Genomic DNA, 24275 nt, shown 5'->3' with positions numbered 1-24275 from the left:
ATTTCCCTGTTTTTAGCGAAGTTTTTGGCGAAATTGTTAGCGAAAGGTTATCAGGGCGGGGTCTTCCGCCTCCAGGTGACTGTAATTGTTGAACACCGCCAAACTGCGACGACTGTCGCTATGGCGCCCGCGGCTACGATAGAGCACTCGGCTAACGCTGGTGTTGGCGATCATACTGTTCAAGTCCAGAGTGCGTTCATCGCTCAGATCAAGCAGCGCTTGCACTATCACTGCGATGGGGCCACCTGAGGTTGCAACCAACAGATCTTTACCCGCAGCGCAGCTGACTGCCTCGTCCAACGCTGCCAAAACCCGTGCCTTGAACCCGAGCCAGCTTTCCGCGTATTCGTGATCAAAGCCGCCACTGGCCCAGCGCTGGACCGCCGCTACAAATTCCACTTGAAACGTCTTGGCCGGCGCGATGGACGCAGCCAGATCCCGCGCCATCACGCTATGGTCCTGCCACTGGGGCCGGTGGCGGTGAATCAGCGCCACATGGTCAAACTCATCAAAACCGGACGCCACCTGCATAGCTGGCAGGCCGTCACCAAAACCGCGAGCCATAGCCTCCACAGTTTCCCGATGGCGCCGCAACGTGCCGCCAAAAACCGCAAGCGGCTTTGCTGTCGCCGCTTGCGAACACCTCAGTGCGCGCCCTAGCACCCGCCCCTGCTGCCAGCCGATTTGCGAAAGGCGATCGTAATCTTCCGCGCCAAAGCTAGCCTGGCCATGGCGCACCAGATAGATCGTTGCCATTACAGGCTGCTCTTTGAAATCAGCTTCTCACAGCGCATTTGTAAATAATTAGCGGCCTGGCCAAACATCGCAAAGCGCTTGTCTGCGGTCTGGCCATGGTAATAGCGGGTGTAGATCTGCTGAACAATCACCGCCAGACGAAACAGGCCGTAAACCTCGTAGAAATCGAAGTTAGCGATTTTTCGCTCCGATTTTTGGGCGTAGTAAGTGACGACCTTGTCACGAGTCAACATGCCCGGCTGATGGGTGGGCTGGCGCCGCAACATCTTAAAGGGCGCCTCGTCATCTGCTTGTACCCAATAGGCCAGACTGTTGCCCAAATCCATCAGCGGATCGCCAATGGTGGCCATTTCCCAATCCAGCACCCCAATCACCTCGAACGGGTTGTCGGGATTCAGCACCACGTTGTCGAAACGGTAATCGTTGTGGATAACCACTTGGGCGACATCGTCTGGCATCTTGTCATTCAGCCACTGCATTACCGTAGCAAAGTCGCCGACGTCACCGGTACGGGCTTTTAAAAAACGCTCGCTCCAGCCACGAATCTGGCGCTGCACGTAACCGTCACCTTTGCCCAAATGATTCAGGCCCGCAGCTTCGGCATCCACTTTGTGCAGCTCGACCAACTTATCGATCACGTTCGTGCAAAGTGTGCGAACATCTTCTGCCGGCATAGCCAGATCTGCCGGAAAATCCTGGCGTAAAATCACACCTTCAATGCGCTGCATCACGTAAAAATTGCAGCCCAGAACGCTGTGATCATCGCAGGTGGCAACAATTTCTGGTACGTAACCGTAAACTGGTTTGAGCGCCGCCATCACACGGGCTTCGCGCAGCATATCGTGGGCTGAACGGGCAATTTTTCCAAACGGCGGCCGGCGCAGTACAAACGAACGCGAGCCGTAATCAACCTGATACGTCAGATTTGAAGCACCACCGGGATACTGGCGAATCACCGGCTCGCCCTGCAGATTAGCCACCGCCTGCTTCATAAAGCGATCGACCGCTGAGGCATCCAGCTCCTCGCCATCGCGCACCGCCACCGCCTGATCAACCTGACTCATTATATCCACTCCCGTTTTACAAAATTCGACCGTGCCGGCACCTTCAGGATTTGGGCTTCGCACTCATCTTTTTAATCCAGCTCTTACTGCCCTGATGCATCAGCCAATCAAAAGCCCAGGGGGCATGGCGCTTGAGCACCCACATACGACGCTCCTTAACGTGGGGCAGAACCCAGAACGTGTTGCTTTGAACCGCCCGAAAAATATCATCGGCCACGTCTTCCGCAGAAATCGTGGAGCGCTTCATCAACTTGGCGACATTGCCCTGAATACCGGGAATCACCGAACGCATACCTTCGGTCAGATTGGTCTGAAAAAACGCCGGGCACACACAGCTCACATGAATACCGTTCTCGCGCAGCTCCTGGCTCATGGTTTCCGATAGAGCAATAACACCTGCCTTGGACACGTTGTAACTGTCCATCATCGGCGCCAGCATCAACCCCGCCATAGAAGCAATATTCACAAACGCACCCGCGCCCTGCTGTTTGAACATCGGTGTAAACGCCTTACACCCGCGCACCACACCCAGCACATTAATGTCCAGAATCCACTCCCAGTCCGCCATCGGCGTGTCTTCAATAGACCCGGCCGACGCCACACCGGCGTTATTCACCACAATATCCACCCCGCCCCAACGCGCGGCCAGATCATCCCGAACCCGCTCTAGATCCTTCAGCCGACGAACATCGCAATCCACATAATAGCCTTCACCCCCAGCCTTATTAATCTCCAACTCCACCAACACGCCCTGCTGTGGGTTCACATCGCCAATACACACCTGCGCGCCCTCACGTGCATACCGCAGCGCAATCGCTCGACCTAATCCACTGGCCCCACCGGTAACAAACACTCTTTTTGTCATAGTTATGTCCTGATGTGTGAAAACACGGCCTAACATTCACCTAAGCTGGAGAGCAGCCTGCTCCCGACGTAAACTCCGAACTTTATTTATATTTGCGCAACTCAAGCCGAGCCACCATAGCTCGATGCACCTCATCCGGCCCATCCGCCAAACGCAACACCCGCGCATAAGCAAACAACGCCGTCAGCGGAAAATCATCATCACTCACACCAGCCCCACCGTGAATCTGAATAGCGTCATCCACAATCGTCTGCAGCATCTGCGGCACCAGCGCCTTGATCATAGACACCTCCTGCAAGGCCCCGGTAATGCCCTTGGTATCCAAGGCCCAGGCGCACTTCAACGTCAACAAACGCGCCTGCTCGATGGCCATACGCGCATTGGCAATTTTGTCCACATTGCCCCCCAGTTTAGCCAACGGCCGACCAAAGGCCTCACGGGATACCGCACGCTTAATCAGCAGTTCCAGCGCCCGTTCAGCAGCCCCAATCGCACGCATACAGTGGTGCACCCGCCCCGGCCCCAAACGGCCCTGAGCAACCTCAAAACCACGGCCAGGCCCGGCAATAAACGCCGAAACCGGCAGCCGCACGTTATCAAACGCCACCACGCCATGGCCGTAGGGCTCATCATAGGCACCAAATACCGGCAACATGCGTTCAATGCTGACACCCGGCGCATCCATCGGCACCAACACCATCGAATGGCGACGGTGCTTGGCAGCATCCGTAGCGGTTACGCCCATAAAAATGGCGACCTTGCAGTCCGGATGGCCCACACCTGTGCTCCACCACTTACGCCCGTTCAGAACCACCTCATCGCCGTCCACCGTAGCGGTGGCCGCCATAGTCGTCGCGTCTGACGAGGCCACGTCGGGTTCGGTCATACAAAAGGCCGAGCGAACTTCACCACTCAGCAAACGCGGCAGCCATTCTGCTTTCTGCTGATCTGAACCGTAATGGATCAGCACCTCCATGTTGCCGGTGTCTGGCGCGTTGCAGTTGAAGATCTCCGGCGCAATAAAGCTGCGACCGGTCTCTTCGGCAATCAGCGCGTAGTCGGAATTCAGCAGGCCACAACCGTAGGTGTCATCAGGAAAAAACAGATTCCACAGGCCTTGCTCACGGGCTTTGGCCTTCAGTTCACGGATAACGGGCAGCACCACCCAACGGTTATCCAGCGCCGCCAACTCCCGGTGGTACTGTGCTTCTACCGGAACAATCTCGTTGGCCATGAAGCGTTTTACCCGCTCCAGATAATCCTGTCCCTTGGCTGAAATTGAAAAATCCATTGTTTCACCTCCTACGCTGATTGAGCGCTACTGACACCCGCGGTTTGCGACTGGTTTAAGTGTAGGCACAGGCAAAGTATTACGCGACTGAATTATTCTTATCCTTTACCATTAGTAAAATTGATATCACAGCGCACCTCGGGAATGAAAAACATGGCGGCAAACCGGCCAGACCTGAATCTGCTTCAGGTTTTTGACACTATTTATCGCGAGGGCAGTCTGACCCGCGCCGCCAAGACCCTGCACTTGACCCAGCCAGCGCTCAGCCACTCGCTGGCGCGGTTGCGGGCCTGGTTTAATGACCCACTGTTCAGCCGCCAAGGCAATCGCATGGTACCTACGCCGCTGGCCACCCGGTTTGTAGAAACCATGCGGCCAGGGCTCAACCAGATACACAGCGCCGTCGCTCAGTTCCATAGCTTTGACCCGACACATCAGCGGAAGACGTTTTCGTTGGCGCTGCGCGACATTTTGGAATCGACATTTTTGCCCCAGCTGATGGCGCAGCTGGCGCCTTACCCGGATTTGGACATTGTTAGCCAAAGAGTGGCGCGCCGGGAAATGGAAAGCCAACTGGCGGCCGGAAAGCTGGACTTTGCGATTGACGTGCTACTACCGGTGAGCGAACACACCGGCCACCAATGGTTGCACCAGGACCCGCTGGTGGTTCTGGCGCGCAAAGACCACCCGTGGGTGACTATGGCGCCAACCGGGACCAGTGACGAGTTATCGACTGAGCGTTATTTGGAAGCGTACCTGCAAGCACAGCACGTACTGGTGTCGTCGCGGGCCACAGGTTCAGGAGTGGAGGATTTCGAGTTGTCAAGACTGGGACTGCAGCGGGATATAAGCTTGCGCTGTCAGCACTATTTTGCAGCCTGCCGGGTGGTCGCCAACACCGAACTGTTGCTGACCATGCCGGCGTCTTACGCGCGACTACTGGCCAGCCACCACGACCTTGCCGTTATGCCCACGCCAGCCCCACTGCCGCCGGTGAATGTTCATTTGTACTGGCACAAAGCCTATGAGCAAGAACCCGCACTGGTGTGGTTTCGCCAAAAACTGATATGTGACCAGCCTTAATAGGCGCCGACCAATCCCAGAAAACCGAAGAAACCGGCTGCGGTAATGCCCAATGAGGCAACCACAATCGCAAACCCCCACCAAATTGCCTTACCCGAGTCCACGGCCAGATCATACCCTTGCAGGGTCCGGTAAAACGCCCAAGGCCCTAATACAAAAGCGCCCACAATGGCGAACACCAGGCCCACACTGATACCCACAAAGGTCCAGGTGGCCAAATTGTTGGCGCGCTCCTGCAATTGTTCGGTAACACCCTGACGCTGCAAAAACAGTCGGCAAAATAGCCAAACCAGAGCGAACAAAATGGCCACAAAAACGGCACCACCAATAACGGTCAAAATACGATAAAACACACACACCTGCCTTGGTAGAAAGAAATGAACAACACGCTTGTGCAGTGCACAGGCGTAATTTTGAGCGAATTACTCCTCCGGAAAAAAGGGTTCCGGCAGTTCTTCAAAGCCTGGCCGGGCGAATAAGTAGCCCTGAAATCGAGGGATGCCCTGCTGCCGAAGCCAGTGATATTCCTCCATGATTTCCACGCCCTAGGCGATCACTTGGCTAACCCGCTGGTCCGACATGACCAGCATACCGTTAACCACTGCCTGTTGGTTATTATTACGCTCAATACCACGCAACAGAGTCATATCCAGCTCAATCAAGTTCGGCGGACTGGCAATCACCAAGCTGATGCGCGAATGAAAAAGCGACATCCAAACCTTCGTCACAGCCACATTCGTCACACCGGTTTTTTTCATGTCGTTTTTCAGACAACGTCATTACCCTCTCTGCGTAACCCTTTCTGCGTATATTTATGTAGGATTACGACACATTACCAACTTAGCCGTAAACAACTCATCGAATCAGCCAGTGGCATTGGCTGCCATCACAGCTACACTCATCACAACGACGCTAACGTAGCGCTTTTTTTGTTTACCGGCCAAGGAGCTTGAATGTCTGCTACAACCAACATCGCTATCACACCCGGCGACGGTATTGGCCCGGAAGTGGTCAATCAAGCCGTTCAATGTCTTGAGTTACTACGCCAACGCTACAAACTGGATCTGGGCTGGCACCAGTTCCCCTGGCCCTCACACCATTGGCATCAGCAACACGGCGAATCCATGCCTGCTGACGCTCTGGAGCAATTGCGCGCTTTTGATGCCATTTTGCTGGGTGCCTTGGGCGACCCTGGCCCGGTGACCGATCGCAATCGTTATCTGTTGTCTGACAGCGTGTCGCTGGCGCCCTTGCTGCAGATCCGTAAGGGCTTTGACCAGTGGGCGTGCGAGCGGCCCGCGCGCTTGCTGCCCGGCGCTCGCCAGTACCTGGCGGACGATCGCGCACGCGACATCGACATGCTGGTCATTCGGGAAAACTCAGAAGGAGAATACGTCAGCCAGGGCGGGCGCCTGCGCCAGGGTACGCCCCATGAAGTGGCTACCCAGATTGAAGTATTTACCCATTTCGCCAGCGAACGCATCATTCGTTACGGCTTCGAGCAGGCCCGAGCCCGAGCCGTTCACCGCAAGCAACACGACGAGACACGCCAGTTTCAGACATTAGATGGCCGCGTCTGTGAAAGCCAGGTTTGCCTCGTAACCAAACGCAACGCCTTGCGTTACTGGGGTGATCTTTATACCGAAGTGTTTGAGCGCATGAGCCTGGAATACCCAGATGTGGCAACCCATCATGAGCTGGTGGATGCCGCCTGCATGAAGTTCGTGCAGAGCCCATGGGCATTTGATGTGGTGGTGGCCAGCAATCTGCAGGGCGATATTTTAACCGATCTGGCTGCGGTGCTGTCCGGCGGCTTGGGGGTGGCACCATCCTGCAACCTGAACCCCACAGACCCAACCATGCCGTCAATGTTTGAGCCCACCCATGGCAGCGCGCCGGATATTGCTGGTCAAGGCCTTGCGGACCCCACAGCGATGTTATTTACCACCGCGCGCATGCTGGAATGGTTAGCCCACAAAGATCCGGCTATGGCCGCGGCAGGCCATGCCCTGTTTGAAGCCACAGCCGCAGATCTGGCAAAGCACGGCGGCAAGCGACGATCAACCGCCGAGATCGGCGCAGCCGTTTGTGCACGGTTAAACGCCTGACCTGAAAATAAACACCGCTGCGCCTAGTCGGCCATAACAAACTCAAGCCGGCCTGGCGCTACGCGGATATCCATAGGCACCATGCCAAACATACGCTGGGCCATGCTGCTATCGTCTAAGCGATATATCGGCATGGTTTCCAGCATTTGCGCCACTACCCGCATAACCGTGTCGGTAACGGGCTTAAGATCACCGCGGAACAGTGGTGATTCAACGCTGCTCTCCAATAGCTGTAAACGGCGAAGATACACCGCCTTTTCAGCACTGTCATAAACCGGAGCACCTTCCAGCTTCAACGAGATATCCACCGGCAGTTTTGCCATCAACACGTTGAGGGCTACTTGCCCCTTCAACCCTATGACGGCCACATCACGACCGTCCGGGCCAAGGGTAATATCCGCGTCATTCAAGCTCAGGCTTAATGGCGAACCACTCTGCAACTGCTTACGATCGTAGTCGCGCACAGCATCCTGCAGGTGGCGCTCAAGCTCACCTTCGGAAACCGCGTAGGGAGAAAGGCTGGCGCAACCGCTGGCCAGAACGGCCAGCAGGACAATACACAACCAGCGTGGGGTGTTCAAAATTCCGATCATCAGCATTGCCTCCGTGGGTTCGGGCTCTATCCTGACCCACGGCTGCCAAGCGGGCAAGGCCCGCTTGGCCTTATTGGCTGGCCATTATCAGATTGATTATAAATTCTGCTTGGCCATCCACGGAATGATGCGGTCAAACGCTGCATCCAGTCTCTCGCAGGTGGTGGAAAAACTGAAACGCAGGGCATTGGTGCAGCCCTCACCAAAGGAGTCTCCCGGTACCACGCACACGCCCGTTTCTTTCAACATCCGCAGCGCCAGGTCCGTGCCATCCACATGGGGGGGCAAGTCTGGAAACGCGAAGAACGCACCGCCCGGTTTGTAGCCACTCAGGTGAGGGGTTTGCGCAATCAAGTCCACAACTCTGTCGCGGCGCTCGCGATAAATATCCACCATGTCGTGAACGCATTGCTGGTCGCCGTTCAGTGCCGCGACACCGGCGAACTGAGCCGGCGTGTTCGCCACTGACGTAGTAAACATATGATAGCGCCGCAGCGATTTGATGGCCGCTTGGCTGGAAATCACCCAGCCAATTCTCAGGCCCGCCATGCTGTAAGTTTTGGAGAAACTGCTGATACACATGATGTTGTCCAGATCAACCGCGCAGGTTAAAACACTGGCAAATTCATCGTCATCAAAAATCAGATGATCGTACACCTCGTCGGCGTATACCTGAACTCCGCGGTAAGCACACTCCTCTAGAATGGCTTCCACGGTTGAACGCGGATACACCGCTCCGGTGGGGTTATTCGGATTATTCAAAACCAGCGCGAAGGTGCGCGGCCCAATCGCTCGGATAACGTCGTTTGGATCTAACTGGTGGTTGTTTTCCACGTGAGTAGGCACATATTTCACCTCGCCACCGTTCATACGGATCAGCGGCGCATACAGCAAAAAAGACGGATCTGTAACCAGAAACTGGCGCCCGGGTGCAGCGGTTGCCGCTATGGCCAGGTACATCGCCTCGGTGGCACCATTGGTTACCAGGATGTTGTCGCGCGTAAGCTTGCGATTGTAACGTTTGCTGTAATAGTCGCGCAGCGCTATTACCAATTCTGGTAGGCCCGCATCCATGGTATAGCCGGTTTGGCCAGCGTGAAGCGCATCCACGTAGGCGTCAATAATGTGTTTGGGCGTGGGTAGATCTGGCTGACCAATGGACAGATGAATCACGTCCTTCATGGTAGCCGCCAGATTCACCATGCGACGAATACCGGGTATGGGAACCGCCTGCATAGCAGGGTTCCAGCTGGCTTTGGTTTTGCGGTACTTGACGGTTCTGCTTTTGGCCTGGCTGCTTTCGTGATTGGCGGACGCCACCATAAATTAACTCCTGCAAGCTGCGACGACATGAGACGGAAAAGTTCCGCTGTGACTGCAGGTTAGTCTCGTTACGCAGGCTCTACAAGCACGCATATGCAGGTTGACCCCAGCCCATGTGCTGTCCAGACTGTAAGCACACTCGTTAATCCATTCACGCTCCAGGGTTCAAGGGAAAAACACTTATGGCCACACAGAAAAAACCGGTGATTACCATTCTGACTGCGCCCGGTGATCCGCAACCCGAGGGGTTGCATGCTTTGCGGTCGCGAGTAGAAATACGTCACGCCTGGGACGAAAAAACCCTGAAAAATACCTTGCCCGGTACCTCGGTGCTGCTGGTCACTGATTTTCGTACAGAAGCGCTGGAAGCCGCCTGGCCCTGCGCCGATGAGCTGCGTTGGATTCACGCCACCAGCGCCGGCGTGGATGCGCTTATGTTTCCGGCGCTGGTGAGCAGCAAGGTGATGGTCACCAACGCCCGCGGCATTTTCGATCGCACGATTGCCGAGTATGTATTGTGCACCATTCTCATGTTTGCCAAAGACTTCCCGGCATCGTTGCGATTTCAGTCAGCGCATCGCTGGCAGCACCGCGACACAGAAAGAGTAGAAGGTAAACACGTGCTGGTGGTGGGTGCCGGCTCCATCGGTCGACAAATTGCCCGCCTAACGAAGGCCATTGGCATGAACCCCCATGGCATCGCCCGCAGCGCCCGCCCGCAAGATGCAGACTTCGTTGCGGTACACGCCAACGACCAGCTCCACGAGCAACTTGGCAAAGCCGATTACGTGGTCATTGCGGCACCACTAACACCCCAGACAGAGGGCCTTTTTGACAGCGCCGCCTTTGCTGCAATGCGTAAGGACGCACGCCTGATCAACATTGGTCGCGGCCCGATTGTTAAAACCGATGACCTGATCGCCGCCTTGGAACAGGGTCAGATTGCCGGTGCAGCGTTAGACGTGTTTGAAGAAGAACCGCTGCCGGCCGACCATCCGCTGTGGGATCGGGAAAACGTAGTCATGACGGCCCATATGGCCGGCGATTTTATTGGCTGGCGGCGGGCTCTAGTGGATCAGTTCCTGCAGAACTTTGATCGCTGGCACCAGAATAAAGAGGTGTTCAATCGCGTTGACAAAGGGTTGGGCTACGCCGCCAAAGGCTGAAAATACGGCGCCGAACAAAAACAGAAAGAAACAAAAAAGCCGACGGCTTTGACAGCACGTCGGCTTTTTGTTGTACGGTTTAGGTTAGCTGCCTGAAAGCGACTGCACCGCCGGATCAATTTCCATTTGTTGGATGGCAATCACGGCTTGAGTGCGGTTGCGCACACCCAATTTTCGGAAAACCGCGGTAATGTGGGCTTTAATAGTAGCTTCAGACACTTCCAGATCGTAAGCGATCTGCTTGTTCAACAATCCTTCGGCCAGCATGCCCAACACACGAAACTGCTGTGGTGTGAGTGACGCCAGTTTCTCGGAAAAATCGGTGGCATCTGAATGCATGCGTTCGATTTTGTCCGCGGCGCCCTCAGGCAACCATACATCACCCTGCAGTACGTCCTGAATGGCCTTGGTGATGGTCGGCAGCGGCGCCGATTTCGGAATGAAGCCAGACGCACCATAGTCTATTGAACGGCGCACTACCTGCAACTGCTCCGAACCCGACACCACCACCACCGGCAAGCCAGGATACTGCCCGCGCATGAACACCAACCCAGAGAAGCCGTGAGCACCTGGCATGTTCAGATCCAGTAACACCAGATCGGCATCCGGGTGAGCCTCTATCGCCGCTTGCAGCGCCTTGATGCTGTCGACCTCTACGGTAAGAGCATCGGGTACTGCCTGGTTTACCGCCTGTTTCAATGCTGCCCGAAACAGCGGGTGATCGTCCGCGACAATTATTGTTTGTGCCATTTCACGGTATCCTTGACGGTGCCGGCGCTTGCCGAGCGATTGCTTTGAATGACGGCTACTTTAACTGACGGCTGCTGATCAGATCGTCAACAACGCTTGGGTCCGCCAGTGTGGACGTGTCGCCCAATTGATCGTACTCGTTGGCAGCAATTTTACGCAAAATGCGGCGCATGATCTTGCCTGATCGGGTTTTTGGCAAGCCCGTTGCCCACTGAATCACGTCCGGAGAGGCAATAGGGCCAATTTCCTTGCGCACCCACTGTACCAGCTCTTTTTTCAACTCGTCGGTCGGCTCTTCGCCCTGCATCAACGTCACATACACGTAAATGCCCTGCCCTTTGATGTCGTGGGGGTAACCTACCACCGCCGCTTCCGCTACTTTCGGATGAGACACCATCGCACTTTCTACCTCAGCGGTTCCCAGGCGGTGGCCAGATACGTTCAGCACGTCGTCAACCCTGCCGGTAATCCAGTAGTCACCATCGGCGTCACGGCGGGCACCGTCACCGGTGAAGTACATGCCTTTGTAAGCGCTGAAGTAGGTCTCAATGAAACGTTCATGGTCGCCATAAATGGTACGCATCTGCCCGGGCCAGCTGTCCATAATCACCAGATTGCCTTCGGCTACGCCTTCCAGCAACGTGCCTTCGGCGTCTACCAGGGCAGGCTGCACACCAAAGAATGGCACGGTCGCAGAACCCGGTTTCAAATCGGTAGCGCCCGGTAGAGGTGAAATCAGGATGCCGCCAGTTTCGGTTTGCCACCAGGTATCTACAATCGGGCATTTGCCATGACCCATCACCCGGTGGTACCACTCCCAGGCTTCAGGATTAATGGGTTCACCGACCGAGCCCAGAATTCGCAGGCTGTTACGGGTAGTGCCATCCATGCAGCTTTCGCCCTGAGCCATGAGTGACCGGATTGCTGTGGGCGCGGTGTACAGGATGTTCACCTTGTGTTTGTCGACCACCTGGCCCATGCGCGAGCTGTCCGGGTAGTTGGGCACACCCTCAAACAGCAGCGTAGTGGCACCGTTGACCAAGGGGCCATATAGAATATAACTGTGCCCAGTCACCCAACCGAAGTCGGCGGTGCACCAGTACACATCACCATCGTGATAATCAAAAATGTATTGGTGAGTCATGGAGGCGTACACCAGGTAGCCACCGGTGGTGTGCAACACGCCTTTGGGCTCGCCGGTGGAACCGGAGGTGTACAGCATGAACAGCGGGTCTTCGGCGTTCATGGGTTCGGGCTTGCAGTCTGCCGACGCATTGCCCATCAAGTCTTCGTAGCGCTGGTCGCGGCCTTCTGTCCAAGCAATATCACCGCCGGTACGAGTGACCACAATAACGGTTTTTACCGTGTGGCGACCGTCGTTTTTAAGCGCCGCGTCGACGTTCTTTTTAAGCGGGATTTTGCGGCCGGCGCGAAGGCCTTCATCGGCGGTAATCACGATGCTGGATTTGCCGTTAACCACTCGGGAGGCAACTGCTTCTGGTGAAAAGCCGCCAAAGACCACCGAATGGATGGCGCCAATACGGGTACACGCCAACATAACCACGGCGGTTTCGACGATCATCGGCATGTAAATGGTGACAACATCGCCTTTTTTAACACCCTGGCTTTTCAGCACGTTGGCAAATTTGCACACTTGCTCGTGCAGTTCGCGGTAGCTGACATTGCGGGAGTCCGACGGGTCATCGCCTTCAAAAATGATGGCGGTCTGGTCGCCACGGTTTTCCAGATGGCGGTCCAGGCAGTTGGCAGACGCGTTCAGTTCGCCATCTTCAAACCATTTAATAGACAGCGCATTATAATCGTAAGTGGTGTTTTTGACTTTGGTAAACGGCGTGATCCAGTCTACGCGCTTGCCATGCTCGGCCCAGAACTGATCCGGGTTCTCGATGGACTGCTTGTACATCGCCTGGTACTGGTCTTTATTAATCAACGCGTGTTTTGCCACTTCCGGGGTTACCGGATACACCTGTTTATCAGTCATGTTGCTCCCCTTTTTCCTGGTCTATTGTCATTATGGTTTTGAAATTCAGAGCGAGCGAGCCTAACGGCCCGCCATCGGGATACCCATAGTTCACTACAGTTCACCACGCCGATGGCCTTTTGTTGAATTAGACGAACGTACTATTTAACGTGAACGTGTGGCAAAGTTGCAAAAAATGGCACCATTAAGGCGATAAATTGCGAGGCTTTAAATCTGGTCCCAAGAACCCACTATAGCACTGGGAGCAAGGCCCAGGCCGGTCATAAAATACTCTATTCCGGGGGGCGCCGACGCGCTGAACAGCGCCTGCTGCAAAGGCGCTGACGGCATGCCCGACTGCAACTTCAATGTGAGCGCTTGCGGGTGCGCTGATTTTAAGGAGACGAGCAACTGCTCTACCCTGCGCGCGATGGCATCACCACTGTCGACCCAAAACTGCACACCGGGCGCTGCCTGCTTCAAGGCAGGCAGCAGCAGTGGATAATGCGTGCAACCCAGTACCACCGTGTCTACCCCTGCGAGCTCAAACGGAGCCAGAACCTCAGCCAGCTCTGCGTGCGGCAAGGGCTCGCCCCGCGCCAGCCCTTCCGCCCAATGCACCAGATTTGGGTGCCCAATACGACACACTTGGCAGTCAGCTGCGTAATCCGCAATCAGCTGGTCCAGATACGGCCTTGCCACAGTGGCCGGCGTAGCCAGTATCCCGATACGACGATTGACACTGATCGCCACCGCTGGTTTGATGGCTGGCACCACACCCACAACCGCCTGCGATACACATTGGCGCAACGCGGGCAATGCCACTGTGCTGGCAGTGTTGCAGGCTATAACCACAATCTGGCAATCAAACTGCGACAGGGCGCTGGTTACCAGATTGCAGGTGCGCCTTATGACCTCCGCTTCGGGTTTGTCGCCATAGGGAAACCCTGCGTTGTCCGCCAGATACACCAGAGGCAATTGCGGGCACAGGCGTCGAATGCTGGCCGCAACGCTGAGCCCGCCCACACCAGAATCAAACACCAGTACACTGGGGGGCGACGCTTCGTTCACCGATTCGCCCTGCCCGCAATGTCCGCCAGAATTTCCTCAGACATATCATGAATCAGCTGCCCGGAAATGGTGGTTAATGGCGGTATGGGTGGCGTGTGATTTGGCACAAACCAGCCTGCGTCTGCCAGCTCATCCTGCTGCAAAACCAGTTCGCCACTTTCATAGTCAGAAAAAAAACCGGCCATCAGTTGATGGGGAAACGGCCAGGGCTGTGACAATCGATAGCGTATATTGGACACCTGCAAACCGGTCTCTTCCTTGACCTCGCGGGCCACCGCTTGCTCCAGGCTTTCGCCGGGCTCAACGAAGCCCGCAATCAGGCTGTACATGGGCCTGCGCGTGCGGGACGAACGTGCCAGCAGCATGCGCTCGCCGCGGCGGATAACCACAATCACGCAGGGAGCAACCCGCGGATACCAGGGTATTTCACACCTTTGGCACCAGCATGCGCGCTCGCGGGCGTGAATGACGGTGGCCGTGCCACAGCGTCCGCAGAACCGGTGATCGCGCCACCAATGCGCTAGCTGCACCGCGATGCTGACCAGCGCTACCGGGGCGTCATCGGTGTGCAAAATCACGTCGCGCAACAACAAGGGCTCCAGGCCCGCCAGGGCGCCGTCTGTCTGATTGACCACGAACAGCGGCTGGTCCTGGAACTGACCCAACGAAACCGCACTGGCGGACAGCGAAGCGACCTCATCGGCGGCCACCGCCTGCAACCACCCATTGGCGGGCTTCAGCACCATATCGCCGCTTACTCGCAACACCCAGTCACCAGTTTGCAACGGCTGTGGATCCCAACCGGCAACCCAGTTTGCTTCAAGCTCGCGACCGCTTTGCTCGCAGGTACGTTGATAGGCTGGAACATTTTTCTGAGACATGACTGAAACCCAATCCTGATATAGCACCGATGCGTGATGCTCGCGCCGGCTCTGAAGTTGTTAACTTTAATGTATCATAGCGCCTGCGGCCAAAGCACAGACAGCGCCTGCACCGTCAGCACAGAATGACGGGCCGCTTTGACCCCGCGCGCCGAGCCGGTAAACTCGACAGCTGAATTTCTACGGAGCAACACCCCCTATGGCATTTTTCCAGGGCATTCGCCGCCTGATTCTCGCCATTTTTCGGAAAATCCTGTTTCTTTGGGTGCGCACCCAGGTTACCGGTGCCACGCCGGAAGCTCTGGGCCTGACCCCGCAGCAGCCAGTGTGTTACGTGTTGCAGTACAGCTCGCTGTCCAGCCGCTTGGTGTTAGAGCAAGAAGTTCTGCGCGCAGGCTTGCCTCACGGTACTCGCAAGAAAGCGCCGAAGCCTGCTGCCGTACCCTGGTTTGTTTTTCTGTACCACCGCGTGGGCAGGCTTCTTCGGGGCGGGCGCCAAACGCCGGTAGCCACTGACAATTTCAGGGCGGTGGTTCGGCACGCTATCAAAAACCCCGATCAGGATTGGCATATTGTTCCGGTATCGCTGTTCTGGGGGCGCTCGCCCGACAAAGAAAAGTCGCTATTTAAACTATTTTTATCAGACACTTGGTCGGTGGCAGGCCGCTTGCAAAAGTTTTTGATCATTCTGGTGAACGGTCGCAACACTTACGTGCAGTTCGACAAAGCGCTGCGCCTGCAGCCGCTGCTGGAGGAATATCGCAACAGCGAAGAACTGGCCAGTCGCAAGCTGGCGCGGCTTCTTCGCACTCACTTTCGCCGGGTTCGCCAGGCCGTATTGGGACCAGACCTGTCGCACCGCCGCACGCTGGTCGAAGATCTGTTGCGCACACAGGCCGTAAAGCAGGCCGTCCGTGACATGGCCGCGCAGCAAAACATGGCCGAAGACAAAGTGCAGCTTAAAGCCTACAAATACGCTGACGAAATCGCCGCCAACATGTCGGTAGCGACCGTCCGCGTTATGGACGTATTGCTAACCTGGCTGTGGAATCGCATTTATAACGGCGTTTCGGTGAATAATATTCAAGTAGTCAAAGACGTTGCCCGCGACAACGCGGTTATCTACGTACCCTGCCACCGCTCCCACATTGACTACCTGCTGCTGTCATATGTGCTTTACCAGAACGGCCTGGTACCACCGCACATAGCGGCGGGTATCAACTTAAACATGCCGCTAGTAGGCCCCATATTGCGCCGCGGCGGCGCCTTTTTTATGCGCCGCAGCTTCCGCGACAACCCGTTGTACGCCACCGTGTTCAACGAATACATGCACGTGATGCTAACCCGCGGCTACTCCGTGGAATACTTTGTTGAGGGCGGCCGCAGCCGCACCGGCCGAATGCTGCAGCCACGGCCCGGTATGCTGGCGATGACGGTGCGTAGCTTTTTGCGCAATCACCAGAAGCCTATCGTGTTTGTACCGGTTTACGTGGGCTATGAAAAAGTGATGGAAGGCCGTTCCTATCTGGGCGAACTACGGGGCAAAAAAAAACCGAAAGAGAGCGTGTTTGGCCTGGCCAAAACCGTACGCAAACTCAACAAGTCCTTCGGCCGGGTTGCCCTCAATTTCGGCGATGCCATCCCCTTGGCCGAGGTGCTGGACCACACTCAAAGCGACTGGCGCGAACTGTCCTATGGCGATGAGTACCGGCCACCCTGGCTGAACCAGGCCGTCAGCGCTTTGTCTGCGCGAGTCGCGCAGAACATCAATGCGGCGGTCGCCGTTAATCCCATTGGCATGACCGCGACGGTGCTACTGGGAAACGAGCGCCCTGCTATGGGTGAAACCCAACTGATTCGGTTGATGGACCAGTGCGCAGACCTTCTGCGGGCCTGCCCCTATGCCGACACGGTCACCCTGCCCGAAGGCAGTGGCAGCGACTGGCTGGCGTATTCCGAAGCCATGGGACTGGTGGGCCGTCAGCCGCAAAAGCTGGGGGATATTATCGTTCTGCAAGGCAGCAACGCGATCCTGATGACCTATTATCGCAACAACATTCAGCATCTGTTTGCCCTGCCCTCACTGATTGCCTGCCTGTTCGAAAACCGCCATTCACTGACGCGGGAAAACATCGTGTCTCTGGCCAGCATCGCCTATCCCTATTTGCAGAACGAGCTGTTCCTGAAATACCAAGGCGTTGAGCAGGTCACCCATATCATTAACCGCTGGCTGGACGTTCTGATCGCCCAAGGACTGTTGCTAAAACAAGAAGACGGGCGGATTGCACGACCGGTTGACGGCACTGATGCCACGGTACGGCTCCGCTTACTGTCGCGGTTTATCATCCAGACGCTGGAGCGCTATCACATTGTGGTGGGCATATTACGCCGCTACGGCTCAGGTAAAATCACCACAGAGGCGCTGGAGGAGCAAAGCACTCTTCTAGCCGAGCGCATGTCCATTCTGTTTGGTCTGAATGCGCCAGAGTTTTTTGACAAGAACCTGTTTCGTCACTTTATCAGCGCATTACAGAGTAACGACGTGATTAACACCGACGAACACGGGGTGATTTATTACGACGACAGTCTGGACGAGGTCGCCAAAGATGCCCGACTGGTGCTCAGCGTAGAAAAACAGCTGGCCATTGAAAATGTTACCCGCATGGGGATTTAAAAGCACAGATTCAAGGTAAAGCTCGCAAGCTGTAGATATCGTAGCGACTGCTCTTACCCTCTACCCGTGTGGTGGGTGTGGCGCCCTCTATTGCCGGAGCTTTGCGCGGGCGTTTGACCACCACACGGTAACGCGCGGCGTTTAGCGCCAACTGAAGCAACTGTGGCGTGTCGTCATCCTGCCCCACCAGATGGCGGAACACCTGCATTTCTTTTTTCACCAGAGCGGTTTTATCCTGGTGGGGAAACATTGGGTCCAGATAAATAACGTCTGCCAACGCGTGTTCCGGCTCGGCGGATTCGGCCTGGCTTAGAAAATCGAGACTGCTGCCGGCGCGCAGGTCCATGCGCGCAACCACCGGCGCGCACTCAACGTTGAGTGCCGCGCGGACCAAGCCGTCTTGCAGCAAAGCGTGAATGACGGGGTGGCGTTCAAACAGAGTCAACCGGCAGCCCAGGCCCGCCAGAATAAACGCGTCTTGGCCCAGACCTGCAGTGGCATCCAACACGTGCAAAGGAGTGCGGGTTTTATGCAGACCCACAGCACGCGCCACCAGTTGCCCGGTGCCACCGCCGTGTTCGCGACGAAAACCCATTTTGCCGCTGACGAATTCGACCCGAACGGGCCCCGGTGCGCCCTTACCCGTCAACTGCAAAGCTAGCCCTTGCTCATCCAGGGTCACCAGCAAAGGAACGCTTGTTACGCGGCGCGGATCTGTAGCGGCTACCAGCGACACGCCGAGCTCTGTCGCCAATTCCTGCGCACGGTGCTTATCGCCTAGTGCCGAGCAGGCTACGGCCAGATTTACAGCCAGATTTGCAGCTAGAGAAACCTGCATTACTCGCGACCGGGCAGTTTTTGCCACGTTACTTCGTCGCGCAGGTACACAGGCTGAGCCTGCTGTGCCGACACACCGGCACCCGCGGCAAACTGTTTGGCGGCCAGGCGGGCAACGCACGCAGCTCTTGGCACCAAATCAATGCTGGGCAAGGCCACCAACGCAGAGGTCACAGCTTCGGGCATCTGTTCACTCAAAGCCCAGCCGGAACCCGCACCAAGCCAATCGGCGTTGTCGGCTCTGGCATGAGCACCTTCAACGTCGCCGGCAGAGCTTTCTGCTGCCGGCATTGCCAACGCAGATGGGGCGCACACACGCTCTTTTCCGAGCAGTACCGGTGCGCTATCAAGCAGCTGATAACAGCCCCAATATACCTCGCCCATACGTGCATCAAAGGCCACCGCCACGCGCTGGCCTTGAGTGGCGCCAGCCTGGGTCAAGGCATCCAAGGCCACGGCCGCCAGCGATGAAACCGGTATGACCGGTATATTCAGCCCCCAGGCCAGGCCTTGCACCACGCCGGTGGCAATACGCAACCCGGTAAACGACCCCGGCCCGCAGGCGAAAGCAACGGCATCAAGATCAGCAGGCTCCAGCCCGTGTTCCTGCAACAAGCTGCGAACCATAGGCATCAGCAAGCGGGTATGGCCCCGTGGCGCAATTTCAAAACGCTCATAGGCCAAACCCGCTTCTGCACTGCCCAGCCAGAGAGCCGCCGAGCAGCCTGCAGCCGAGGTGTCCAGTGCCAGTAATTTCATTTGCTTACTTCAGCTTGGCGCTGATCTGGGCGCGAATATCGTCCAGACTGCCAATGCCTTCAACTTGAACATAACGTGGCGCGCTGTCTGCATTTTTGGCAGCCCAATCCTTGTAGTAACCGATAAGCGGAGCGGTCTGCTGGTGGTAGATACCGAGGCGTTTGCGCACGGTTTCTTCAGTATCGTCTTCGCGCTGAATCAACGCTTCGCCGGTTTCGTTGTCTTTGCCTTCCACTTTTGGTGCATCGTACTTGATGTGATAGATGCGACCACTGCCTTCGTGCACGCGCCGGCCTGACAGGCGGTTAACAATTTCTTCATCGGCAACGGTAATTTCAACCACATAATCTATGGCAATACCCTGATTATTCAGCGCTTCAGCCTGAGGAATAGTGCGCGGAAAGCCGTCGAGCAAAAAGCCATTTTTGCAATCCGCTTTCTGGATACGCTCATCAATCAAAGCAATGATGATGTCATCTGACACCAAGCCACCCGAGGCCATTACTTCTTTGACCCTACTGCCCAGATCCGACTCGGCCTTGACCGCGGCGCGCAACATGTCGCCGGTGGAGATCTGAGGAATATCGAACCGCTCTGTTATGAACTGAGCCTGTGTACCCTTACCGGCGCCCGGGGCGCCCAACATAATGATGCGCATAGTTTATGCTCCTGAAATGATGACTGAATTGAAAAAGCTATGGCAAAAACAGGTGCTTTTGCCGCAGCCTCTCGACTTTTTTTACCCGAGTAAAGGCTCGATAGTGGCGCATTATACGAAGTCGAGCCGGCAAGCGAAAGCCGACCTCAGTATCATGCCCGTTTGTATACAGTGGAATACCGAAACGAAGCCTTCCCTGGCCCTGTAGTGCTTAAAGTGCTAAAGAGTATTAAAGAGTGATGAGAAGAGCTTTAAAGAGTAATTAGGACTGATCAACCGTGGTCCGCGCTGTTAACTTAACGCCGCCGCCATAGCGTCAAGATCATCGGCCACATCGGCAACTTCCCCACGGGCCTGTTCCAGATCGCTCTGCTCCAAGCCTAGCTTCACGGCCAGAGCATCGGTATCGTCGGGAACAAACTCATCACCAATACCGATGTCTTTAAGAAGAGCGTTTGCCAGCATCACTGCATTCACATAAAGCTGATGCTCGCCGTTGTATTCGCCGCGCTGGTGCATGGCAGCCGCCTTTATAACCGGCCCCGGCAAGTTCCACAACCGATGCAGAACACCACCGATGGTGCCATGGCCCACCGCCATCATGGATGGGTCAGAGCCGCCGAATATCTGCTGCTCCAATTGCTGCATACTGGTTTCTGGTTCGGCGTCACGCAACTCGCTGAGGCGAGCGTACTGTGCTGGAAACAGGTGCGCGATAAGCAGCAGCCCAAAATTATGTAAAAGCCCACACATGTAGGCCATACCGGATTCGGCACCGCAGCGCCGGGCCAGGCTGGCGCTCAGAAAAGCACAATACAAGGAATGGCGCCAAAATTGATCGATCCCTAACGGGCCCTCACGAGGCACATCAAAGGCTTTTATTGCGGCAATGCCCATCGCCACATGGGCCACCCGTTCAAATCCCAACACACGTGCAACCGCATCTTGCACCGAATTGATCTGGCCGCGATAACCGAACAGCGCCGAGCGGGCGTAACGTAGCAGCTGTGCAGTCATGCTGGGGTCTAGCTCGATCACCTCGGCCAACTGTTTTACCGTCGCCTCGGGCTTAGCCGTCAGTTCCAGAATGCGGAAAGCCAAAGCCGGCATCGGCGGCAGTCGATACAGCTTTTGCAGTTTGGCAGCAATCTGATCCAACGTTAGCTGGTTTATGCTGACATCAGGCGCCAGCCCTGTCGCCAACCCTGTTACGAGAGGCCCTTTGCGGGCGCCAGCCAAAGCCAGGCGCAGACAACGCCCCTCCAGCACCAAAAGCCGGCAATTGGAGCCACTGGCTAAGAGCGCCCGGGGCAAGTCGTCTAACTGGCTGTCTGCCAGCATAGGCAAATTATAGGCTGCGCCCAGCGGCGGCAAAAAACCCGAATCGCAGTCGTCAAACAAACGGGCAACCTGGCGTTCGGTCAGCACCTGCATCTGACGCCCCGTCAGGCGATATACCGCGGCGAGATCTACCTCGCCGTGCAGGCGGTGGGTGACCATTAGTGCGCCCTTGCTGTCAATCAGCACCGTGCCCGTTATGACCGTCGACAGCGACTGACCGGTGGCGCTGACGGCTGCCTCCAACGTGGTCGCTGGCAGCAAGCCCAGTGCCTGAAACGCAATGGCCTTACGGGCCAGAAACAGCTCAATTCGCGTTGCAGATTGCAAAGTTCAACTCCAGCGATGTGCATGACAAAACAGCAGTGGTGTTCGCGACGCTTTAACCAGTGTTGCGCATACCCGCTGCGATCCCGGCCATGGTGACCTTTAGCGCCCGCTCAACCACTTCCGGTACCTTTCCGTTGCCTTCATCATCGCCATCGTGACCCTCCTTGCTCTCGCTTTGGCGCTCACGCCGTAGCAGTTCGGCCTGCAGATAATGCAGTGGATCGGTATACGGGTTGCGCACATTCATGGAGTGGGCAAATACCGGCTCGTCCGCCAGCAGGTGATCTTGCTGCTTCAATTCCAGCACCCGATAAATACAGCGGCTCAAACGCTGGCGCAAACTTTCACCCAAAGCCCGCAATTCGGGGTCTTCCACCAGAGTCTTTTCATAGTAACTGGCAATACGCAGGTCAGCCTTTGCCAGCACCATCTCCAGCATATCGATGTAGGTGCGGAAAAACGGCCATCCCGCCATCATTTCCCGCAGCTGGTCTATGCGCTGGTCTTCTGCGGCCGCCTCCAGAGCCACGTCGCTGCCCAACCAGGCAGGCAACATCAGGCGCATCTGGGTCCAGGCAAATATCCACGGTATGGCTCTCAGGCTTTCAACGCCGCCGCTGGCTTTACGCCGCGCCGGGCGACTGCCCAAGGCCAGTTTACCCAGCGCTTGCTCCGGCGTAACCTGGCGGAAATAAGGCACAAATTGCGGGTCGTCACGCACCACGTCGCGATACGCCTTTAACGAGCGCTCAGTCAGCCAGTCCATAGTTTCGCGCCAGCTGTCTTTTGGCTGCGGTGGCGGCGCCAACGTGGCTTCAATTACCGCAGTGGTGTACAGCGTCAGACTTTGCACGGCAAGATCCGGCATGCCGAATTTGAAGCGAATCATCTCGCCCTGCTCGGTAATGCGGAAGCTGCCGTTGACCGATCCCGGCGGCTGCGACAGGATCGCCCGGTTAGCAGGGCCGCCTCCACGACCAACCGTGCCGCCACGGCCGTGGAACAAGGTCAAGCGCATATCGTATTCTGCGGCCACTTTTGTCAGTGCTTCCTGGGCCTGGTACTGGGCCCATGCAGCCATCATCTGGCCGGCATCTTTCGACGAATCGGAATAGCCAATCATGACTTCCTGCTTGCCGTCGCAATAGTCGCGATACCAGTCAATCTGATAAAGCTCGGTCATGCTTTGTGGTGCGCCGCTCAGGTCGTTTAATGTTTCAAACAGCGGTACAACCGCCATCGGATACTGCATGCCCGCCTCGCGCAGCAGCAGAATAACGTTCAGCACATCGGACGGCTTACTGGCCATGGAAATCACATAAGAGCCCAACGCCTGCGGCGTTTGCTCGGCCACCACCTTGCAGGTGGCCAGCACTTCCTCCACCGCTTCGCTGGGTTGCCAGTTACGCGGAATCAGCGGGCGGCGGCCTTTAAGCTCGCGCACCAAAAATGCCTGACGCTCTACTTCTGACCAGGTCTGATAATCCCCAAGCCCCAAATAGCCCACAATTTCGGCCACAGCCTCCGCATGGCGGGCTGCCTCCTGGCGAATATCAAGACGGCTCAATGGCAAGCCAAAGGTATGGGCACGGCGAATGGTGTCCAGCAATGGTCCATTGGCGATGTGCTCCAGACCACACTCAACCAGTGAGCGGTAGCACAGCTCCAGGGGTTCGATGAAATCGCTGTTGGCGAACAATATGTCTTTACTGTCGGCCACAACGCCGCTGATGCTGGCTTCAGCCCAATCACGGGTGCGGCTGAGTTGGTCACGTAACCGGCCCAGGATCTGGCGATAAGGTTCACGGGTGTCGCCAACCTTTGCTCGCAGCTCATCGCTGGCCTGCCACATAGACAACTCAGCGCGCAGCGCCGTGATGTCCTTCATATATAGATCCGCAGCCATCCAGCGGCCCAGCAAAAACACCTTGCGAGTTACCTGGTGGGTAACGTTAGGATTGCCGTCACGATCACCACCCATCCAGGACGCGACTCGCACCGGCGTGGCTTGCAGCGGAAGGCCTTTTCCAGTGGCCTCCACCAGCGCAGTATCCAGGCTTTCCAGGAATCGCGGTAACGCGGTCCATAGACTGTTTTCGATGACTGCAAAGCCCCATTTGGCTTCGTCTACCGCGGTGGGGCGATCGTGACGAATTTCATCGGTGTGCCAGGCTTCGGCGATCAGCCGGGTCAAACGGCGCACAATTTCGTCGCGTTCGCTGGGCATCAGATCCTGATGGTCCAACTGCTCCAGGCAACCCGACATGTCGTCGTACTTCATAATAAGGGTGCGGCGAGCCACTTCGGTGGGATGGGCGGTCAGTACAAACTCCACCCGTAAATTGACTACTTGGCGGTGCAGTTCGTCAGCGCTTATGCCGCCGGCTAATAGACGTTGGAACACTTCGGAGAATGATTCCACCATTAAATCAGCGCTGTGACCGCGATTGCGACGGATGCCGTGATATTGCTCAGCCAGGTTGGCCAGGTTCAGAAACTGATTAAAAGCGCGGGTCACCGGCAGAATTTCATCATCGGTCAGCTGGCCCAGTAGATTCACCAGGCGCTGGCCCGAGCCGCTTTCCTGAAGCCGGTCGGCTTTGGCGGCAGCTCGTACTTCTTCAATTTTATCAAAACACTGCTGCCCGGGATGTTGAAGTATACTCTGCCCCAGAAGTTCTCCCAGCATCCTCACATTTTCCCGCAAATCGGGGTGTAATTCAGTCACATTGGTATCCTTTTGTCGT

Annotated in this window: 21 protein-coding genes; 4 read left to right on the top strand and 17 right to left on the bottom strand. The window is 56.3% G+C overall.

The annotated features are described in order from the left end of the window. Positions 1–36: 36 nt before the first annotated feature. The 4 genes from MIH18_RS20335 to MIH18_RS20320 all read right to left on the bottom strand — a co-directional run bounded on the left by MIH18_RS20335 (position 37) and on the right by MIH18_RS20320 (position 3976). Positions 37–756, bottom strand: coding sequence for a histidine phosphatase family protein (locus MIH18_RS20335; RefSeq protein WP_249013329.1), 720 nt, complete (start codon positions 754–756; stop codon positions 37–39). Next, complete coding sequence (locus MIH18_RS20330) at positions 756–1820, bottom strand: phosphotransferase family protein (RefSeq protein WP_249013328.1); 1065 nt, start codon at positions 1818–1820, stop codon at positions 756–758. The genes MIH18_RS20335 and MIH18_RS20330 overlap by 1 nt, the downstream gene beginning before the upstream one ends. 43 nt (positions 1821–1863) lie before the next feature. Next, complete coding sequence (locus MIH18_RS20325) at positions 1864–2685, bottom strand: SDR family oxidoreductase (RefSeq protein WP_249005507.1); 822 nt, start codon at positions 2683–2685, stop codon at positions 1864–1866. 82 nt (positions 2686–2767) lie between these two features. After that, positions 2768–3976 (bottom strand): acyl-CoA dehydrogenase family protein, encoded by a 1209-nt coding sequence (locus tag MIH18_RS20320; RefSeq protein ID WP_249005508.1) that lies wholly within the window; start codon positions 3974–3976, stop codon positions 2768–2770. A 153-nt stretch (positions 3977–4129) separates the two neighbouring features. On the opposite strand from MIH18_RS20320, the gene MIH18_RS20315 reads away from it, so the two are divergent. Further along, positions 4130–5059 (top strand): LysR family transcriptional regulator, encoded by a 930-nt coding sequence (locus MIH18_RS20315; protein ID WP_249013327.1) that lies wholly within the window; start codon positions 4130–4132, stop codon positions 5057–5059. On the opposite strand, the gene MIH18_RS20310 is transcribed toward MIH18_RS20315, so the two are convergent. Together MIH18_RS20310 and MIH18_RS20305 are read right to left on the bottom strand one after the other, a co-directional pair. After that, on the bottom strand, positions 5056–5412 hold the full coding sequence (locus tag MIH18_RS20310; RefSeq protein ID WP_018403155.1) for a hypothetical protein: 357 nt from the start codon (positions 5410–5412) through the stop codon (positions 5056–5058). The two genes, MIH18_RS20315 and MIH18_RS20310, sit on opposite strands and share 4 nt — an antisense overlap. A 192-nt stretch (positions 5413–5604) precedes the next feature. Then, positions 5605–5817 carry a hypothetical protein gene (locus tag MIH18_RS20305; RefSeq protein ID WP_249005510.1) on the bottom strand — a complete coding sequence of 71 codons (213 nt, stop codon included), beginning with the start codon at positions 5815–5817 and terminating at the stop codon, positions 5605–5607. Positions 5818–6012: 195 nt separating this feature from the next. Here MIH18_RS20305 and MIH18_RS20300 point away from each other — a divergent pair, with 195 nt between their 5' ends. After that, positions 6013–7167: an isocitrate/isopropylmalate family dehydrogenase gene (locus MIH18_RS20300; protein WP_249005511.1), complete on the top strand. Its 1155-nt coding sequence runs from the start codon at positions 6013–6015 to the stop codon at positions 7165–7167. Between the two features lie 23 nt (positions 7168–7190). On the opposite strand, the gene MIH18_RS20295 is transcribed toward MIH18_RS20300, so the two are convergent. Continuing rightward, positions 7191–7760: a DUF1439 domain-containing protein gene (locus tag MIH18_RS20295; protein ID WP_249005512.1), complete on the bottom strand. Its 570-nt coding sequence runs from the start codon at positions 7758–7760 to the stop codon at positions 7191–7193. 96 nt (positions 7761–7856) lie between these two features. Continuing rightward, on the bottom strand, positions 7857–9083 hold the full coding sequence (locus MIH18_RS20290) for a pyridoxal phosphate-dependent aminotransferase (protein WP_249005513.1): 1227 nt from the start codon (positions 9081–9083) through the stop codon (positions 7857–7859). 182 nt (positions 9084–9265) lie between these two features. On the opposite strand from MIH18_RS20290, the gene MIH18_RS20285 reads away from it, so the two are divergent. After that, positions 9266–10249, top strand: a complete 984-nt coding sequence (locus MIH18_RS20285; protein WP_249005514.1) for a D-2-hydroxyacid dehydrogenase — start codon at positions 9266–9268, stop codon at positions 10247–10249. An 84-nt stretch (positions 10250–10333) separates the two neighbouring features. Here MIH18_RS20285 and MIH18_RS20280 read toward each other — a convergent pair whose 3' ends face one another. The 4 genes from MIH18_RS20280 to nudC all read right to left on the bottom strand — a co-directional run bounded on the left by MIH18_RS20280 (position 10334) and on the right by nudC (position 14932). Further along, complete coding sequence (locus MIH18_RS20280) at positions 10334–10999, bottom strand: response regulator transcription factor (protein ID WP_249005515.1); 666 nt, start codon at positions 10997–10999, stop codon at positions 10334–10336. A 55-nt stretch (positions 11000–11054) separates the two neighbouring features. Next, positions 11055–13001 (bottom strand): acetate--CoA ligase, encoded by a 1947-nt coding sequence (gene acs, locus MIH18_RS20275; RefSeq protein ID WP_249005516.1) that lies wholly within the window; start codon positions 12999–13001, stop codon positions 11055–11057. 207 nt (positions 13002–13208) lie between these two features. Continuing rightward, positions 13209–14051 carry a glutamate racemase gene (gene murI, locus MIH18_RS20270; protein ID WP_249005517.1) on the bottom strand — a complete coding sequence of 281 codons (843 nt, stop codon included), beginning with the start codon at positions 14049–14051 and terminating at the stop codon, positions 13209–13211. Further along, positions 14048–14932, bottom strand: a complete 885-nt coding sequence (gene nudC, locus MIH18_RS20265; RefSeq protein ID WP_249013326.1) for an NAD(+) diphosphatase — start codon at positions 14930–14932, stop codon at positions 14048–14050. The genes murI and nudC overlap by 4 nt, the downstream gene beginning before the upstream one ends. A gap of 199 nt (positions 14933–15131) precedes the next feature. Here nudC and plsB point away from each other — a divergent pair, with 199 nt between their 5' ends. Next, on the top strand, positions 15132–17606 hold the full coding sequence (plsB, locus tag MIH18_RS20260) for a glycerol-3-phosphate 1-O-acyltransferase PlsB (RefSeq protein ID WP_249013325.1): 2475 nt from the start codon (positions 15132–15134) through the stop codon (positions 17604–17606). Positions 17607–17616: 10 nt separating this feature from the next. On the opposite strand, the gene MIH18_RS20255 is transcribed toward plsB, so the two are convergent. The 5 genes from MIH18_RS20255 to ppc form a co-directional block, all read right to left on the bottom strand. Next, positions 17617–18444: a class I SAM-dependent methyltransferase gene (locus tag MIH18_RS20255; RefSeq protein WP_249005520.1), complete on the bottom strand. Its 828-nt coding sequence runs from the start codon at positions 18442–18444 to the stop codon at positions 17617–17619. Further along, complete coding sequence (tsaB, locus tag MIH18_RS20250; RefSeq protein ID WP_249005521.1) at positions 18444–19202, bottom strand: tRNA (adenosine(37)-N6)-threonylcarbamoyltransferase complex dimerization subunit type 1 TsaB; 759 nt, start codon at positions 19200–19202, stop codon at positions 18444–18446. Before tsaB ends, MIH18_RS20255 begins: the two co-directional genes overlap by 1 nt. Positions 19203–19206: 4 nt before the next feature. After that, positions 19207–19860: an adenylate kinase gene (gene adk, locus MIH18_RS20245; protein WP_249005522.1), complete on the bottom strand. Its 654-nt coding sequence runs from the start codon at positions 19858–19860 to the stop codon at positions 19207–19209. 291 nt (positions 19861–20151) lie between these two features. Then, entirely contained in the window at positions 20152–21528 is a 1377-nt protein-coding gene (locus MIH18_RS20240) for an HDOD domain-containing protein (RefSeq protein WP_249005523.1), read from the bottom strand. Positions 21529–21580: 52 nt separating this feature from the next. Then, positions 21581–24256 carry a phosphoenolpyruvate carboxylase gene (gene ppc, locus MIH18_RS20235; RefSeq protein WP_249013324.1) on the bottom strand — a complete coding sequence of 892 codons (2676 nt, stop codon included), beginning with the start codon at positions 24254–24256 and terminating at the stop codon, positions 21581–21583. Between the last annotated feature and the right edge of the window lie 19 nt (positions 24257–24275).

Origin of the sequence: Marinobacter sp. M3C, from assembly GCF_023311895.1 — a bacterium.
In the GTDB taxonomy this organism is placed as follows: domain Bacteria; phylum Pseudomonadota; class Gammaproteobacteria; order Pseudomonadales; family Oleiphilaceae; genus Marinobacter.
The sequence above is the reverse complement of the archived record's forward strand: the minus strand, read 5'-3'. Positions and strand labels throughout refer to the sequence as shown.